Origin of the sequence: Tomitella biformata AHU 1821, assembly GCF_000524475.1 — a bacterium.
GTDB lineage: Bacteria > Actinomycetota > Actinomycetes > Mycobacteriales > Mycobacteriaceae > Tomitella > Tomitella biformata.
Genome location: NZ_BAVQ01000037.1, coordinates 45822 through 60467 on the forward strand (window position 1 = coordinate 45822; position 14646 = coordinate 60467).

The 14646-nt window shown below is 68.0% G+C and carries 13 protein-coding genes and 1 pseudogene; 9 read left to right on the forward strand and 5 right to left on the reverse strand.

Going from position 1 to position 14646, the window contains the following annotated elements; translation table 11 throughout:
- Positions 1 to 76: 76 nt before the first annotated feature.
- Entirely contained in the window at positions 77 to 1294 is a 1218-nt protein-coding gene (locus TBIF_RS13370) for a CaiB/BaiF CoA transferase family protein (protein ID WP_024795303.1), read from the forward strand.
- A 92-nt stretch (positions 1295 to 1386) separates the two neighbouring features.
- Here the strand turns inward: TBIF_RS13370 and TBIF_RS23585 are convergent, their stop codons facing one another.
- The 3 genes from TBIF_RS23585 to TBIF_RS13385 are packed head-to-tail and all read right to left on the reverse strand — an operon-like array spanning position 1387 to position 5481.
- On the reverse strand, positions 1387 to 1995 hold the full coding sequence (locus tag TBIF_RS23585) for a PaaI family thioesterase (RefSeq protein WP_024795304.1): 609 nt from the start codon (positions 1993 to 1995) through the stop codon (positions 1387 to 1389).
- Positions 1982 to 2710 carry an ABC transporter ATP-binding protein gene (locus TBIF_RS13380; RefSeq protein ID WP_024795305.1) on the reverse strand — a complete coding sequence of 243 codons (729 nt, stop codon included), beginning with the start codon at positions 2708 to 2710 and terminating at the stop codon, positions 1982 to 1984. The genes TBIF_RS23585 and TBIF_RS13380 overlap by 14 nt, the downstream gene beginning before the upstream one ends.
- Positions 2707 to 5481 (reverse strand): branched-chain amino acid ABC transporter permease/ATP-binding protein, encoded by a 2775-nt coding sequence (locus TBIF_RS13385; protein WP_024795306.1) that lies wholly within the window; start codon positions 5479 to 5481, stop codon positions 2707 to 2709. Before TBIF_RS13385 ends, TBIF_RS13380 begins: the two co-directional genes overlap by 4 nt.
- Before the next feature lie 311 nt (positions 5482 to 5792).
- Between TBIF_RS13385 and TBIF_RS13390 the strand changes: the two genes are divergently transcribed.
- From TBIF_RS13390 to TBIF_RS13400, 3 genes are all read left to right on the forward strand, one after another.
- Complete coding sequence (locus tag TBIF_RS13390) at positions 5793 to 6089, forward strand: hypothetical protein (RefSeq protein ID WP_024795307.1); 297 nt, start codon at positions 5793 to 5795, stop codon at positions 6087 to 6089.
- A 77-nt stretch (positions 6090 to 6166) separates the two neighbouring features.
- Positions 6167 to 6787 (forward strand): PaaI family thioesterase, encoded by a 621-nt coding sequence (locus TBIF_RS13395; protein ID WP_084611703.1) that lies wholly within the window; start codon positions 6167 to 6169, stop codon positions 6785 to 6787.
- Positions 6788 to 6859: 72 nt separating this feature from the next.
- On the forward strand, positions 6860 to 7447 hold the full coding sequence (locus TBIF_RS13400; RefSeq protein WP_024795309.1) for a nuclear transport factor 2 family protein: 588 nt from the start codon (positions 6860 to 6862) through the stop codon (positions 7445 to 7447).
- A 54-nt stretch (positions 7448 to 7501) separates the two neighbouring features.
- Here TBIF_RS13400 and TBIF_RS13405 read toward each other — a convergent pair whose 3' ends face one another.
- Complete coding sequence (locus tag TBIF_RS13405) at positions 7502 to 8476, reverse strand: NADPH:quinone oxidoreductase family protein (RefSeq protein ID WP_024795310.1); 975 nt, start codon at positions 8474 to 8476, stop codon at positions 7502 to 7504.
- A gap of 149 nt (positions 8477 to 8625) precedes the next feature.
- Between TBIF_RS13405 and TBIF_RS13410 the strand changes: the two genes are divergently transcribed.
- The 3 genes from TBIF_RS13410 to TBIF_RS13420 are packed head-to-tail and all read left to right on the forward strand — an operon-like array spanning position 8626 to position 11782.
- On the forward strand, positions 8626 to 9687 hold the full coding sequence (locus TBIF_RS13410) for a phosphotransferase family protein (protein ID WP_024795311.1): 1062 nt from the start codon (positions 8626 to 8628) through the stop codon (positions 9685 to 9687).
- Positions 9688 to 9731: 44 nt separating this feature from the next.
- Positions 9732 to 11009 (forward strand): acyl-CoA dehydrogenase family protein, encoded by a 1278-nt coding sequence (locus TBIF_RS13415; RefSeq protein ID WP_024795312.1) that lies wholly within the window; start codon positions 9732 to 9734, stop codon positions 11007 to 11009.
- A 41-nt stretch (positions 11010 to 11050) separates the two neighbouring features.
- Positions 11051 to 11782 (forward strand): alpha/beta fold hydrolase, encoded by a 732-nt coding sequence (locus tag TBIF_RS13420; RefSeq protein WP_148302262.1) that lies wholly within the window; start codon positions 11051 to 11053, stop codon positions 11780 to 11782.
- A gap of 30 nt (positions 11783 to 11812) precedes the next feature.
- Here TBIF_RS13420 and TBIF_RS23590 read toward each other — a convergent pair.
- Positions 11813 to 12604, reverse strand: a pseudogene (locus tag TBIF_RS23590) (SDR family NAD(P)-dependent oxidoreductase).
- 224 nt (positions 12605 to 12828) lie between these two features.
- On the opposite strand from TBIF_RS23590, the gene TBIF_RS13430 reads away from it, so the two are divergent.
- Complete coding sequence (locus tag TBIF_RS13430; RefSeq protein ID WP_038171144.1) at positions 12829 to 13590, forward strand: SDR family NAD(P)-dependent oxidoreductase; 762 nt, start codon at positions 12829 to 12831, stop codon at positions 13588 to 13590.
- Positions 13591 to 13633: 43 nt separating this feature from the next.
- A complete protein-coding gene (locus TBIF_RS13435; RefSeq protein WP_024795315.1) occupies positions 13634 to 14530 on the forward strand; it encodes a LysR family transcriptional regulator in 897 nt (298 codons plus the stop codon).
- The last annotated feature ends 116 nt before the right edge of the window (positions 14531 to 14646 follow it).

The following is a 14646-nucleotide window of genomic DNA, read 5'->3' on the forward strand; positions in this document are numbered from 1 at the left end:
GAACTTCGCGTGGCGGGCGCCGCGTTGCCGCGGCCCTGGCGCCGATTCATCACCATAAGTAGAGAGGGCGAGTGACGTGTCACTGCCATTAGAGGGTATCCGGGTCATCGAGCTCGCGGAGCAAGGCTTCGTTCCCACCACGGGCGCTGCGCTGGCGGACTTTGGCGCCGACGTGATCAAGATCGAGCGGCCCAGCGGTGATCCGATGCGACAGGTGATCGCCGCGGGCATGGTGCCGACGGGGGAGGACGGCTACGACTTCCTGTTCGAGCTGTTCAATCGGAACAAGCGTGGCATCGCGCTCGATATCACCGGGCCCGAGGGCCGTGCCGTGTTCGAGCGGCTGCTCAGGTCCGCGGACGTGTACATCACCAATCAGCTGCCGCGGGTGCAACGCAAGTTGGCCACCGAGCCCGCGGACCTGCTGGCGATCAACCCGAAGCTGGTGATCGCGCGCGGACATGGGCAGGGGCAACGCGGCCCGGACGCGGAGACGGGTGGCTACGACGCCGTCTCCTACTGGTCGCGTGGCAGCGTCGCGCATGTGCTCACAGACAAGGCCGCGGTGGAGCCGGCGATGCAGCGGCCGGCGCTCGGCGATATCCCCTCCGGGACCTATCTCACCGCGGGGGTGTGCGCCGCGCTTGTGCAGGTCGCGCGGACGGGCAAGGGGATGGTCGTGGACACCTCGCTGCTCAACGCGGCGACGTGGACGCTCGGGCCCGATCTGGCCTACACGTCCATGACGGGCGAGCAGATGCCGCTGGGCGTCGCCCCGCGCAGCCCGCTGACGATGCCGTACCGCACCGTCGATGACCGGTTCGTCAACCTCATGATGATCAACGAGGACCGGTATTGGGGGCCTGCCACCACCGCGCTCGGCCTGACTGCCCTCGCCGATCGGTACCCCGACGCCGCGGCCCGGCGTCCGCACTGGTTGGAGTTGCGGGAGCCGTTCCAAGCGGCGATCGGCGCCTTGACCAAGGCGGAGGTGGAGCGCGCGCTGCGGGAACACGAGTGCATCTATTCGTTCTACGCCACGCCCCAGGAGGTGCTCGGGGACGAGGCGGTGTCGCTGAACGGCTATCTGATGCAGCACCCCGAGCACCCGTCGGTGCGGCTGCCGGCCGCGCCCGTGCAATTCGACAATCAGCTCCCGGCCATCCACCGCGCAAGCCCGCGGATAGGCGAGCACACCGCGGAGGTGCTCGCCGAGATGGCATTCGGCGCGGAGGAGGTCGCCGGCCTGCTGGCGGCGGGAGTGGCCGTCCAACATGGGGGTCCCGGCGCGTGAGCGCGGGGGAGCGCTGACCTGGCGCTGGCGCTGAGGCCGGCGAGTACGCAGATCGCTGATGCCGCCCCGGACTGCTGGGGCGGCATCAGCGATCAAGGCTGGTCGTCTCGGAGCTTGATGAACAGGGCCGACGCGTCGGCCAGCAGCGTCTCGCCGTGCCAGAGCCGGCCGGTGGCCACGATCTTGCGGCCCTGCACCGAGTCGATGGTCGCGTCCACGTGCAACTCCACGCCGGTGGGCGTGACAACGCGGTAGTTCACGGTCAAGGCGGCGGTGCGGATACGGCCGTGGCCGCTCTGTGCCGCCAGGACGCCGAGCGCCTCGTCGAACAGCAGCGGCTGCGTGCCGCCGTGCACGATGTGCGAGCCCTCGGAGAACGCCGCGTTGAAGGTGACCCGTCCGCGCATCGAGTGCGCGGACTCTTCGTCGACAGTCATCGGCGCCAGCAACGGGTGCCCGCGCCCGGGGAGGCTTGGGGACCGCCCGGCGAACCGCCGGGCCTCGGGGGCATGGCTGGCCTCGAGCTGGTCCGCGACGGCGCTGAGCGCCGCTGTCACCGAACGAATCTGCGCGGCAGTGGGGCACGCGGTCGCGAGGCCGTCCGCAAGTCGGCGGTACTGCGTGAGGGCGTGGTCCCATGCGGCGACGTCCTCGCCGGTGCCGCGGATCCCCGCGGACGCCGGCCGATCAGACGGCGACATCGGCAGCCCCGCCCATATACGCCTCTTCCAGTCGCGCGGGATTCGCGGCCAGTTCGGCGGCGCTGCCCCGCAGGTGCACGCTGCCGTGCACCACGACGATCGCCTGGTCCGCGACCTCCAGCGCGAGCTTGACATGCTGTTCGACGAGGACCACGACCACCTTGGACTGGTCCGCGACCTGGCGGACCATGGGCAGCAGATCCTCGACGATGACCGGCGCGAGACCCATGCTCATCTCGTCGATCAGCAGGACCTTTGGATTCTGGACCAGGGCGCGGGCAACCGCCAACATCTGTTGCTCGCCTCCGGACAGCTCGCCTGCCGCGAGCTTCAGCCGCTTGGCGAGAGCGGGGAACATCTCCATCGTCTCCGCCAGCTCCGGGCCGCCCTTCTTCCGCGCTAGGTACAGGTTCTCCCGCACGGTCAGCGTGTTGAACAGCGCGCGCTGGTCGGGCACCAGCACAACCCCCGACCGGTTGGCGACACCAGGCCGGCCGTTCCGCAGGGGGGTGCCGTTGACGATCACTTGACCGGCCATCCGGGGTATGAGGCCGGCGATGCTGGTCATCAATGTGGTCTTGCCGGCGCCGTTTGGCCCGAGGACGGCCAGGACCTGTCCGGGCTGGAGGGAGAGATTGAAATCTCGGATCACGGAGACCTTGCCGTGGCCGACTGTGAGGTCGCGGCATTCCAACAGGGGGGTGGGCTCGGTCATGAGTGGGCAACTTCCTCTTCGTGGGCGCTGCCAAGGTAGGCCTTGGCCACCGTCCGGTCGGCGCGAATTTCGGCGGGGGTGCCGGAGGCGATGATCTCGCCGAAATTCAGCACGTGAATCTGGTCGCAGAGCCCGAGCACGAGGCTCATATCGTGGTCGACCATGACGAGGGTGACGCCGTGGTCGCGGATTTGACGGAGCTTCTCGCCGAGCCACTGGCTCTCGGAGGTGTCGAGCCCTCCGGCCGGCTCGTCGAGCAACAGCACCTCGGGGTCGCCCACGAGTGCCCGGGCGATGGAGACGAGTTGGCGCTGCCCCTGGGACAGTTCGCCCGCCGGGCGCTCGCGGACCTCGGATAGGCCCAGCAGAGTGAACACGCGGTCTAGCCGCCCGGCCTCGTCCGCGCGCTCGTCCTTGTCTGCTCCGATGCCGTGGCGCGCCGCGGTGAGGCCGACCCTGACGTTTTCGCCGACACTCAGATCGTCATAGAGCTCGATCGCTTGGAAAGTCCGGCCGAGACCGCTCCGAATACGTTGATGCGGCTGCAGGGCGTCGATCTTGCGGTCCCCCAGCAGCACGTCGCCGGTGCTCGGCGCGAAGCCGCTGATCGCGTCGATGAGGGTGGTCTTGCCTGCGCCGTTGGGCCCGATCAGTCCGACGACCGCACCCTTGGGCACCGAGATCGTGACGTCGTCGACGGCGACGACGCCGCCGTAGCGCACGGAGATCCCGCGCAGCTCGAGGACGGTGGGGGCGTCCGCCCGGAATGAGCTCTTGCCCGCGGGCGCCGCCGGCAGCTCGTCCTCCTCGGATGCGGCCAGCGAGCCGACTGCCGCGGTTAGGTCGTCGGGCTGGCGCCGCTTCGCGATGAGCTGGTGGGCCGGCCCGACGATCCCCTCTGGGTTCGCGATCACGGTCAGGATCAACAGGACGCTGGAGATGACGGCGAACCAACCGCCCGCCGAGAACACCTCGTCGACCACGATGTAGACCAGGCCATTCGCCCCGATGATCCCGGCGAGGATGCCGCCGGAGACTGAGGTGATGCCGGCGAGGTACACGCTGCCGAAGAGGATGAGGCCGCCGAGCGCGGAGAACGAGTTGAAGGTGACCGTCTGCTGCTGGTAGGCGAGCAGCGACCCGCCGAGCCCGGCGATGAAGGCGGCGATGGCGAAGGCGAGGATCTTGACCCGCACGACGCTCACACCGGCCGCGGCGGCGGACCGCTCGTTGGCGCGGACGGCGAGCATCTGGGAGCCAATCTGGCTGCGGCGCAGCATCGCGACACCGATAGCGACGGCGGTGAGCACGAGCAGGCACAGGATGCCGAACTGGATGCGGGGATAGGAGTGGCCCGTGCCGATGCCGAGGTCCCAGCCGAAGAGGGTGGGATTGGCGACGCTGACGCCGCCGGACCCGATGAAGTCCACGTTCCGGAACCAGAAGGCCTCGAGGGCGAACGCCAATGCGAAGGTCACCACGGCCACGGTGAGCCCGCGGATCCGCAGCGCCGGCAGTCCGATCGCCACACCCAGGACCGTGGCCGCGACGGCGGCGAGCAGAGGGGCGAAGGGGAACGGGATATGCAGGGTGGTCGTGATGGGGCCGAGGCTGAATCCTGCGACGCCGGCGATGGTCAGCTGGGCGAGCGACACCTGGCCCGCGTACCCGGTGACGACGACCGTCGATAGGGCGATGATCGCCAGGATCATGCTGACGATCAACCCGTTGAGATAGCGGTCGTGGAGGACGAACAGCCCGATTAGCGCGACGGCCACCGCGACGACTGTCGCTGGCAGCACCCGTTGGGGCCGGGGAGCCCGGCCGAGGGTCTGCAGGATTATGGCGCCTCTGCCGGGCAGGGGGCGGGCGCGGATGACCAGTACCAGCAGGATCAACACCAGCGGAACGAGCTCCGGCAGCCCAGAGGACGGCAAGAAATCGTAGGTTGCGGACAGGTACAGCATCTCGGACTGCAGCGCACCCACCACGAGCCCCGCCAGCACCGCCATGATGACGGATTCGAAGCGCGCGACGATGGCCGCGGCGAGGGCGGGCACGATGAACAGGGTGTACGCCACTGGGATCAGGGGAACAATCGGCGCGATCAGGATGCCAGCGAGTCCCGCGACCGCGGAGCTGAGCATCCAGTTGTAGGCGGCGATGCGATCGGGCGAGATGCCGCTGACGAATGCGCCGCGTTCGGTCTCCGCCGCGGCGCGTGTCGCGAGACCGAACTTGGTGTAGCGGAAACCGACAGCGAGCACGACCGCGACAGCGATGATCAGCAACGCGAAGTAGATCCGGTCGGAGTTGACGTGGATGTCACCGGAGGACCACACGTCGGTGGGCAGGATTGGGCTGACCGTGACCGGGGACGTGCCCAGCTTCTGCGCCACCAGCCCGGTGATCACCAGCGACAGCCCCAACGCCGCGACGGCTCTGGCCACTGGCGGCGCCGTGCGCAGCGGACGGAATATGAGCAGATAGAGAACTAGCCCGAAGACCGCGGCAATCGCCACAGCGAGGATAAGTGCCGGCCACATTCCTAGGGGGCCGCCGATGCTGATCGAGTTGGGCAGGCCCGGGATCAACAGCAAGAGTTCGCCCTGGCGGAGGTAGGCGTAGACGTACGCCGCGTAGAGGGCGATCGCGCCCGTGGCGAAGTTCAACACACCGGAACTGCGGTAAGTCAGCACCAGCGCGAGAGCCAGGGCTCCGAACACTGCGCCGTTGCCGAGGCCTAGGACGAGGAAGACAAGATGCTGCATCGACGATGCGCCCTTTCTGGTGAATCATTCGGTGGTGACGTGGACGTTAGAAATTTGACGACGGGATGGCGGTGGATGGTGCCGCGGGTTTCCGCGGCACCGGCGCCCGTTTGGGTGTCGGAGTCCGGCCGTCTTGGCGACAAGTTGCCAGGTCAGGCGTGAAAATTCGTGAACGCGGAGATGGTCGACGTCCGCGATAGGGCGGTGCGGGGCTGGCTCGCATTCCTTGCCACCCCCTCGTTGATGTGATGCACTTCACTGGCAGTGTAGATATAACTGTCAGAAGACGGCAAGCTTTTAGGAGGATTCCGATGGTTGACGACAGCGCGGCGGAGTCGGGCACGGCACGCGAGGAAGAGGACGATCACGACCTGCTCACCTTCGGGGAGGCGGGCGCGAGGCTGAGCGGGGAGGTGGCGGAGCTTGTTGCCCGTGTCCGGAAGCTGGAGGCGGAGGGTGGCGCCGGCGAGGAGGAGCTCGACGACGCGAGGGGCAGGCTCGCGGATTTGCGGGCCGCGGCGGAACGCAATGCCCGGCACCCCATCAACGATGCGAACTTCGCCCGATTTTTTGGCTATGAGGGCACCGCGCGCCAGAACATCCCATAGGGGCCGGCGCGAAGGTCTCGCCTGAGGCGACGGTCGGACGATTTCCCCAGATTGGGGCAGAAGAAGGAGTGACAGGCATGCCAATGATCGACCACCCTGCGGAATTGGAGGAAGCCTCAAGGGCTGCGCTCTCCACCAGGGTCCCGGACGAGTTCGACACGCTGGTCGACGAATTTCATCGTCTGCAGTCGGCCATCAGTGTCGGGGCGCCGAGCATGGCGCTGTGCGCCGAGATCGCTGGCGAACTACGTTCGGCGACCGCGCGACTCGAGCAGTTCCGCGCTCCTGAGGAGGGGCGGCTGTCCCGGCGCGCGGATAATTTCGACCAGTGCCACCATCCGGTCTTGACGCCGTGGGTGGTCGTCGAGATTGGGGACCGCCATCTGGTCGCCACCGTCGAGTTCAACGACGCGCACCTCGGCGGCCCTGAGGCCGTGCACGGGGGAGTGATCACCCTGTTCTTCGACGAGTTCCTGGGAATCTTCGTCGGCCTGCAGACCGATCCCGACACCCGCACCGCATACCTCAAGGTGGACTACCGCCGGGTCACGCCGGCGAACCGGAAGCTGACGGTGACGGCCACGATCAATAGCGTCGAGGGGCGCAAGACCCTCATCCGCGGCCAACTCAAGGACGGTGACGAACTGCTGGCGGAGGCCGAGGGCCTGTTTATCCGTCTGCGGCCCGACCTTGGGTGAGTTCACGCGCGACCGGTAGTGCATTCCGCGAACTGAATTCGCGGACGATGACGAATTGAGAGGTTGACAATAATGGGCGAGTTCTCTCGTAGCGAGGTTGAAGCGGCCTTCCGCCACTACTTCATGGTGGGGCAGGGCACGGAAAACTGGGAGGGGTGGGCGCACCTATTCACCGGCGATGCCGTCTACCACGACCATTACTACGGAAAGTTCACCGGACCGGGCGAGATCACGCGATTCATCGAGGGCACGATGGGGGCGGCCCCGCACGTCTACAACCCCTTGGTCTGGTACGTGATCGACGGCAACCGGGTGGTGTACGAGGTGCTGAACCGGGCAGACAACCCTGAGCCCGGCGGCCCGCCGATCGAATTCTCGTCGTGGCAGAACATCATCTACGCCGGCAACGGGAAGTGGCGTTCGGAGGAGGATATCTGGCTGATGGGTGAGATGAAGCGGTTCGTCAAGGAGTACAACGAGGCGTTGGCGAAGTTCCCGCAGACCGAGGAACAGAGGCTCAGTCGCAGGGACTGGGGCGACTGGGTGGACTGGGCGAGGCCCGCAGACGGACATGAGACCAGGCCATCCTGGATGGACAGGGAGAATTTCGCCCCCTATGGCAGTCGCGCCGAGTTGGATGTCGGTGTGCGCAACAGTTGAGCGAATCGACCCCCGGCCAGTCGGCCGGGGGTCTGCGCTCCGCGGGATCGACGATCAGGCGATGCGGATGATCGTCTTGCCCACGGTGCGGCGGTGCGCGACAGCCTCGAGGGCCTCCCGTGTCTGCTCCAGGGGGAACTCGGCGCTGATCACGGGCCTGATGCGGCCGGACGTCCACATCGCGGTGAATTCCTCGCGGTCCCGGGCCGCGCTGGCGGGGTCGTGGGACGCGAAGGTGCGGATCTCCAGGCCCTTGACGGTGACCCCTTTGAGCAGCACCAGGTTGAGCGGAATGCTGGGGATCTCGCCGCTCGCGTAGCCGAGGGTGACGAATCGGCCGCCCCACCGCAGTTCCCGGAGCGCGAGCTCGGCGAGCGGCCCGCCGACCGGGTCGATGACCACATCGAGCTGTCCCGCCCCGAGGCTGCTCCGCAGCGATTCGCGCAGGCCGTCGTCGGCGTAGTTCACGGTGTGGGCCGCGCCCTTGCCCCGGGCCGCGGCGAGCTTGTCCGCCGACGACGCGGCGGCGACCACGTTCGCCCCGAGCGCGGTGGCGAGCTCCACCGCGGCGAGGCCGACTCCGCCGCCAGCGCCGAGGACGAGCACGTTCTCGCCGGGGCGGACCGCCGCTGCGGAGCGGAGCGCATGGAATGCGGTGAGGTGGCAGACCCAGGTTGCGGCGGCCTCGGCGAAGGAGACCGTCTCGGGGATCAGCACGGCCGCGGACGCGGGAGCGAGGCAGTACTCGGCGAAGGCGTTGGGCGCGAGAATCGCGACGCGGTCGCCGAGGCGCAGCCCGGTGACACCGTCGCCGAGCGCCGCCACGGTGCCCGCGGCCTCGTTGCCCGGGATGAATGGCAGCGGGGTTTGCAACTGATACGACCCGGCGATCATCAGCGTGTCCGGAAAGTTGACCGCGGCGGCGTGGACGGCCACCAGGATCTGGCCGGGCCCGGGGCCCGGCACCGCCACGGAGTCGAGCCTGATCTCGTCGGGGACGCCGATCTCGTGGATACGGGCGGCCCTCATGGTCGCCGCTGGCGTGCCGCTAGTGGTACCGCGCACCGTCATTTATGAACTCTCCGTCAGATTGATTTGTGGGCTGCTACCAGCAGGTTTGGGAGTCTGGCGGCAGGGAGTAATTGTATTCTACACTTAGGGTAACTATATTCTGAAGTATGACGGAACTAACAGATAGCAACGCGGTGAGCGCGCCGGCGCCCACCCTCGACATCGAGTCCCTCAGCCGGTGGATGGACGCGCAGGGGCTTCCAGGCCAGGGCGAGCTGGCCCAGGCTCGATCGCTGGTCGGAGGCTCGCAGAACGAACTGTTCGAGATCATTCGCGGCGGGGAGAAGATGGCGCTGCGTCGCCCGCCCAGCTACGGCGTCGAGGGGCGGGCCAAGGTGCTGATGCGTGAGGCCCGGCTGCTCAAGGCGCTCGCCGGCACCGACGTCCCCCACGCGGGACTGCGGGCCGCCACCGACGACGAGTCGGTGATCGGCACGCCCTTCTACCTCATGGACCTGGTCGACGGCTGGAGCCCGATGGGCGCCGGGTGGGTGGCCCCCTTCGACGTGAACCTCGAGGCCCGGGGCGGCCTCGCGATCGAGCTGGTCGACGGAGCCGCGAAGATGGCGCGCGTGGATTGGAAGGCTCAGGGGCTCGAGGGCTTCGGCAAGCCGGAGGGTTTCCTGGACCGCCAGGTCGACCGCTGGCTCTCACACCTGTCGGGCTTCAAGTTCCGGGAGATCCCCGGGCTGGAGGAGACCGCGAAGTGGCTGCGCGCGCACCAGCCGAAGTCCTTCACCCCCGGCATCATGCACGGCGACTACCAGTTCGCGAACGTCATGTACCGCCACGGGGAGCCGGCGAAGCTGGCCGCGATCATCGACTGGGAGATGGCCACGATCGGCGATCCGCTGCTCGACCTCGGCTGGGTGCTGGTCGGGTGGCCGCCCGAGGGGGACGCGATGCAGCACGCCCGCTACCTCAACTACGACGGCATGCCGTCGCGGGAGGACATGCTGGAGCACTACTCGAACGTCAGCGGCCGCGACGTGTCCGACATCGACTACTACGTGATCCTCGCGCGGTTCAAACTAGCGATCGTGCTTGAGGCTAGCGTGGCCCGCCATGCCAAGGGCCAGGCGGACGACCGCGTCGCCCGGTTCGGGCCAATCGTCCTGGAGCTGATGGAATTCGCGGCCTCGCTGGCCAAGACCACCCCGCTGCGCTGACCGTCGACACGAGACCTACCAACCTGAATCACGAGGAGTAAGAGATGGCATGGGATTTCGAGACCGATCCAGAATTTCAGAGCAAGCTCGACTGGGTGGCGCGCTTTGTGCGTGAGGAGGTGGAGCCCCTCGACCTGGTCTGGCCGTACGACAACTACAAGCCCCTCGACGACGAGCACCGCCGGATCGTGGACCCGCTCAAGCAGCAGGTCCGCGACCAGGGGCTGTGGGCCTGCCACCTCGAGCCGGCGCTCGGCGGACAGGGCTTCGGGCAACTGAAGTTGGCCCTGCTCAACGAGATCCTCGGCCGGTCCACGTGGGCGCCGATTATCTTCGGCACGCAGGCGCCCGACACGGGCAACGCGGAGATTATCGCCCACTTCGGCACCGCGGAGCAGAAGCAGACGTACCTGCAGCCACTACTCGACGGCGAGATCTTCTCCTGCTATTCCATGACCGAACCGCAAGGTGGGGCCGACGTCTCGGGCTTCAAGACCACCGCCGTGCGCGACGGCGACGACTGGATCATCAACGGCTGGAAGTTCTTCTCCTCCAACGCCCGTTACGCGACGTTCTGCATCGTCATGGCGTACACCGACAAGGACGCGGGCCCGCACAAGGGCATGTCTATGTTCCTCGTCCCGACGGACACGCCGGGGCTGAACATCGAGCGCAATCTCGCGCTGATCCACGAGCCGGTGGAAGAGGGTTCCGAGGCCTACATCCACTACGACAACGTGCGGGTGCCGTCCACCGCCTTGCTGGGCGGCGAGGGCCGCGCGTTCGAGGTGGCGCAGTTCCGCCTCGGTGGCGGCCGCGTGCACCACGCGATGCGCACGGTCGGCCTCGCGCAGCGTGCGCTCGACATGATGTGCGAGCGGGCCCTGAGCCGCACCACCCGCGGCAAGCCGTTGGCCGAGCGCGAGACCGTGCAGACCTACATCGCCCAGTCCTATGCGGAGCTTCAGCAGTTCCGGCTGTTCGTCCTGCAGACCGCGTGGAAGATCGACAAGACCAAGGACTACTCGCAGTGCCGCACGGATATCAGCGCCATCAAGTTCCTGACACCGAAGGTGCTCCACGACATCGTGCAGCGCTCGATCCAGGTTCATGGCGCGCTGGGCGTCACGCAGGACACCCCGCTGAGCAAGATGTGGGTTTCGGCGCCGGTGATGGGCCTGGTGGACGGGCCCACGGAGGTGCATCTGCGGCAGGTCGCCATCGGCGTCCTCAAGGGGCACCACAAGACGGACGGCCTGTGGCCGACGGAGCACATCCCGTCCAAGTTGGCCGCGGCGAAGGGGAAGCTCGGAATCGCTTGAGGCGGTGATGGTGTGGGAGAAACCAACTGAGAGGCAGTCGATTGCGCACGGGAATTGTATTGATCCATGGCGGCCAGCACACCGGGCAGTGCTGGCAGCCGACAGTCGACTACCTGCGGAGGGTGCGGCCGGACGTCGAGGTCCTGGCGGTCGACCTCCCCGGCCGCGGCGACAATCCAGCCGACCTGGCCAGCGTGGGGATCGCCGAGTGCGTGGCCTCGGCGGTGGCCGACATCGAGGGCGCGGGACTGACGGACATCGTGCTGGCTGCCCACTCTATGGGCGGGGTGACCTTGCCCGGTGTGGCGGCGAAGCTGGGCGCGGACCGCGTCGCACACCTGGTCTTCATCGCCGCCGCAGTGCCGCCCGAGGGCTGGTCCATCGCGGACAACCTCACAGGTGCGCTCCAGGAGGAGGTGCTCGAGAGGGTGTCGGAGTCCGCGCCGCCGCCCGCAGTGTTCCCGCGGGAGCTGGCGGAGCAGCTGTTCTGCAATGGGATGAGTGCCGAGCAGGTGGATTTCGTCGTCGGCCAGATGTGTCCAGAGAGCAGCCTGCTGGCCACCCAGCGCGTGGATCGGACGCGGATGCCCGCGTCGATTCCGCGGACCTGGGTGCTCACCGCGCAGGACCGCGCGGTCGCCCCGGCGCAGCAACGCCGGCACATCGAGAACCTGGGCGGAGTCGGCAATATCGTGGAGATCGACACCTGCCACGACGTGATGGTCAGCGAGCCGGCGGCGTTGGGGGAGGCATTGCTCGCCTGCCTCCCCTGAGCTCGCCTGCCGCCCCTTGGCCGTCCATCCTCAGAAGTCGGTGCCCCCGTCGACATTGATGAGCGCCCCGGTCAGGTAGCCCGCGCGGGGGGAGAGCAGGAAGGCGATCAGCTCTCCGACCTCGTGGGGCTGGCCGGGGCGCGCCAGGGCGGCATTCAGTCCCCACTCCTCGACCATCACCCGCTCGAGGGCCTCGTCGTACGGGTAGCCGCGCGACTCCGCGACCTGTGCGCGAATCGCGCGGAGGGCATCTGTCTCCACCGCCCCCGGGCAGACGCAATTTGCCCGGACTCCTTGGCCGCCATAGGCTTTCGCGATGCCTTTGGTGAACACCGCGACGGCGCCCTAGAGCGACGCGTAGGGCAGGCGGGCGATCTCGGGTGCCCGGACCGAGTAGGCGGCGGTGGTGACAACGGTGCCTCGGGTCTCGACCAGATGCGGGAGCGCGGCCTCGACGGTGCGGCTCACGCCCAGTAGGACGTCGCGGAACGCCGCGGTCCACATGGCGTCGGGCGACTCGATGGGGTCCTTGCCGAGAATGCCGGTGGTCGTGGCCACCCCGTCCAAGCGGCCGAGGAATTCGACGGCGGCGTCGACCGCGCGTTCGGCATCGCCCTCGACGCTGACATCGAAGGCGACCCCGCGCGCGTGCGGGGAGCCGTCCGCCCGAAGGGTCTGGGCCGCGGCCTCCGCGCGTCCGAGATCGCGTCCGACGACCACGACGGACGCGCCGTCGGCGGCCAGCACCCGGGCCGTCGCCAAGCCCATCCCGGCGGTGCCGCCGACCACGAGGTATCCCTTGTCTCGAACTAGTAGGTCCATAGCGGTGCGGGTTCCTCCCGGTTTGGGCGCGCCGACGCTCGGGCCGTGGGGCTCGAGGGCGAGGGCTCGCAAGCGTGGTGGTGGGCGGGGCGGTGTGCGGGCGGCTCGTCAAAACGTCCGCGCCACGCATTCCAATATTGTACATTGGCGTCAGATATCGGCTATTGAATGAGATGCTCTCGGAGCCGCGCGGACGCGTTGGCGGGCACCTGGCAGAGGGAGGCATGGCTGTGCGTTTCAGCGGGAAAGTCGCGATCGTCACCGGCGCGGGCAACGGGATCGGGGAGGCTTGCGCGCGGACGTTGGCAAGCCAGGGCGCGGCAGTGCTCGTCACGGACGTCGACGACGTGGCGGGCCGCCGCGTCGTGGCGGAGATCTCTGCCGCGGGCGGTGTCGCCGCCTATGCGCACGCCGACGTCTCGCGTCCAGACGACGTCGACAACATGGTGGCGCAGGCGGTCGACGTGTTCGGGGGACTGCACCTCGCGGTCAACAACGCGGGCGTGGCCCACCCCCTCGGCCGTCTGCACGAGCTCGCCGTGGCGGACTTCGACAGGGCCGTCGACGTGACGCTCCGCGGCACCTTCTTGTGCATGCGGGCCGAGCTGGCGCACTTCGTCGCCGCGGGCAGCGGCGCCATCGTCAATATGAGCTCGTGTGCGGGGCTCAAATCGGCAGAGCAGATGCCGGGTTACGTGGCCTCGAAGCATGGAGTCCTGGGCCTGACGCGAAACGCGGCGATCGACTACGCGACGGACGGCATCCGCGTCAATGCCGTCGCGCCGGGGACGATTGCGACGCCGGCCATCCTCTCCTACCCGGCCGAGCTGCAGCAGAAGTGGCAAGGCCTCATCCCGATGGGGCGGATGGGACGGCCCCAAGAGGTGGCGGACTTGGTCGCGTTCCTGCTCTCCGACGAGGCCTCGTTCATCACGGGCAGCACGTACGAGCTGGACGGCGGGATGATGCAGGCCCTGCCTAAATGACCGGCGTGAGCACTCCCGGTTCCGCGAGCTGAGGAGGCGCATTGTGGAGATCCAGCAATTGCGATGCTTCGCCGCCGTGGCCGACCACGGCTCCTTCACCAAAGCCGCGGCCGCGGTTCACGTCACCCAGCCCGCGCTCTCCCACGCCATCGCCAAGCTCGAGTCCGAGCTGGGCGTCCGCCTGTTCAATCGGGCAGCCACCGGCGCGAGGGTGACCTCGGCGGGGAGCATGCTCCTCGAGCGCGCACGTCAAGCCCTGTGGGCCATCGAGGGCGTCGAGTCCGCGGCCGCGTCGCTGCACGGCGTCCTGGCAGGCACGCTGCGCATCGTGAGCTCACGGTCGTTCACCACGCCGTTCTCAGCGCTGGCCGCCGAATTCCATGCACTGCATCCGCTGGTCAACCTGCAGATCTCCTCGCCGCTAGCCGAGTTCGACGTGTGCTCGCTGGTCTCGCTCGGGGAGTGCGACGTCGCCCTGGCCGGAATGGTCGAGCTGCCGCCTGGACTGGCGGCCCAAGTGCTCGACGAAGAGGCGTTGGCCGTGGTTCTTCCCGAGGGGAGCGACCTGATCGGCTCGGGCCACACGGCCTCCTGGGAGCAGGTCTCGATGCTGCCCTTGATCCTGCCGCCCACCGGAAACCCGGCGCGGCTGGGTATCGACAGGATCTTCGCCGAGTTCGATCTCACGGTCTCGGCGACCGTGGAGAACGAGGACTACGAATCCACCATTGAGTTGGTGCGGCTGGGAGTTGGCGCCTGTCTGGCCAAGTCCTCATTCTCACGGCTGCCAGCCGGGCTGCAGGTCAAGACGATCACACCGATGCGGCGCACGCAGGTCGGCCTGATCTACCGGCGGGGCGATCTGGCGCCCGCCGCCGCGGCCTTCCGCGACCTCGCAGTCTCCTACTACGCGGCCTCCCGCCGCCGTGGCCCTGGCTAGCGGCCGGCGCCGGGCGGATAGCGCCATAAGTCCGGCACATGGCCCTATTCGACTTTTTCCTTGGACAGTCCGGCGCCCTCGCCGGTCTACTTAGGTCACCCGAGATTGCCGCAGTC

Excerpts from the sequence above, each read along its gene's own strand:
- TBIF_RS13385 (WP_024795306.1), bottom strand. The coding sequence starts at position 5,481 with ATGCAGCATCTTGTCTTCCTCGTCCTAGGCCTCGGCAACGGCGCAGTG.
- TBIF_RS13395 (WP_084611703.1), top strand. The coding sequence starts at position 6,167 with ATGCCAATGATCGACCACCCTGCGGAATTGGAGGAAGCCTCAAGGGCT.
- TBIF_RS13430 (WP_038171144.1), top strand. The coding sequence starts at position 12,829 with ATGGCTGTGCGTTTCAGCGGGAAAGTCGCGATCGTCACCGGCGCGGGC.
- TBIF_RS13410 (WP_024795311.1), top strand. The coding sequence starts at position 8,626 with ATGACGGAACTAACAGATAGCAACGCGGTGAGCGCGCCGGCGCCCACC.
- TBIF_RS13400 (WP_024795309.1), top strand. The coding sequence starts at position 6,860 with ATGGGCGAGTTCTCTCGTAGCGAGGTTGAAGCGGCCTTCCGCCACTAC.
- TBIF_RS13415 (WP_024795312.1), top strand. The coding sequence starts at position 9,732 with ATGGCATGGGATTTCGAGACCGATCCAGAATTTCAGAGCAAGCTCGAC.
- TBIF_RS23585 (WP_024795304.1), bottom strand. The coding sequence starts at position 1,995 with ATGTCGCCGTCTGATCGGCCGGCGTCCGCGGGGATCCGCGGCACCGGC.
- TBIF_RS13380 (WP_024795305.1), bottom strand. The coding sequence starts at position 2,710 with ATGACCGAGCCCACCCCCCTGTTGGAATGCCGCGACCTCACAGTCGGC.
- TBIF_RS13390 (WP_024795307.1), top strand. The coding sequence starts at position 5,793 with ATGGTTGACGACAGCGCGGCGGAGTCGGGCACGGCACGCGAGGAAGAG.
- TBIF_RS13405 (WP_024795310.1), bottom strand. The coding sequence starts at position 8,476 with ATGAGGGCCGCCCGTATCCACGAGATCGGCGTCCCCGACGAGATCAGG.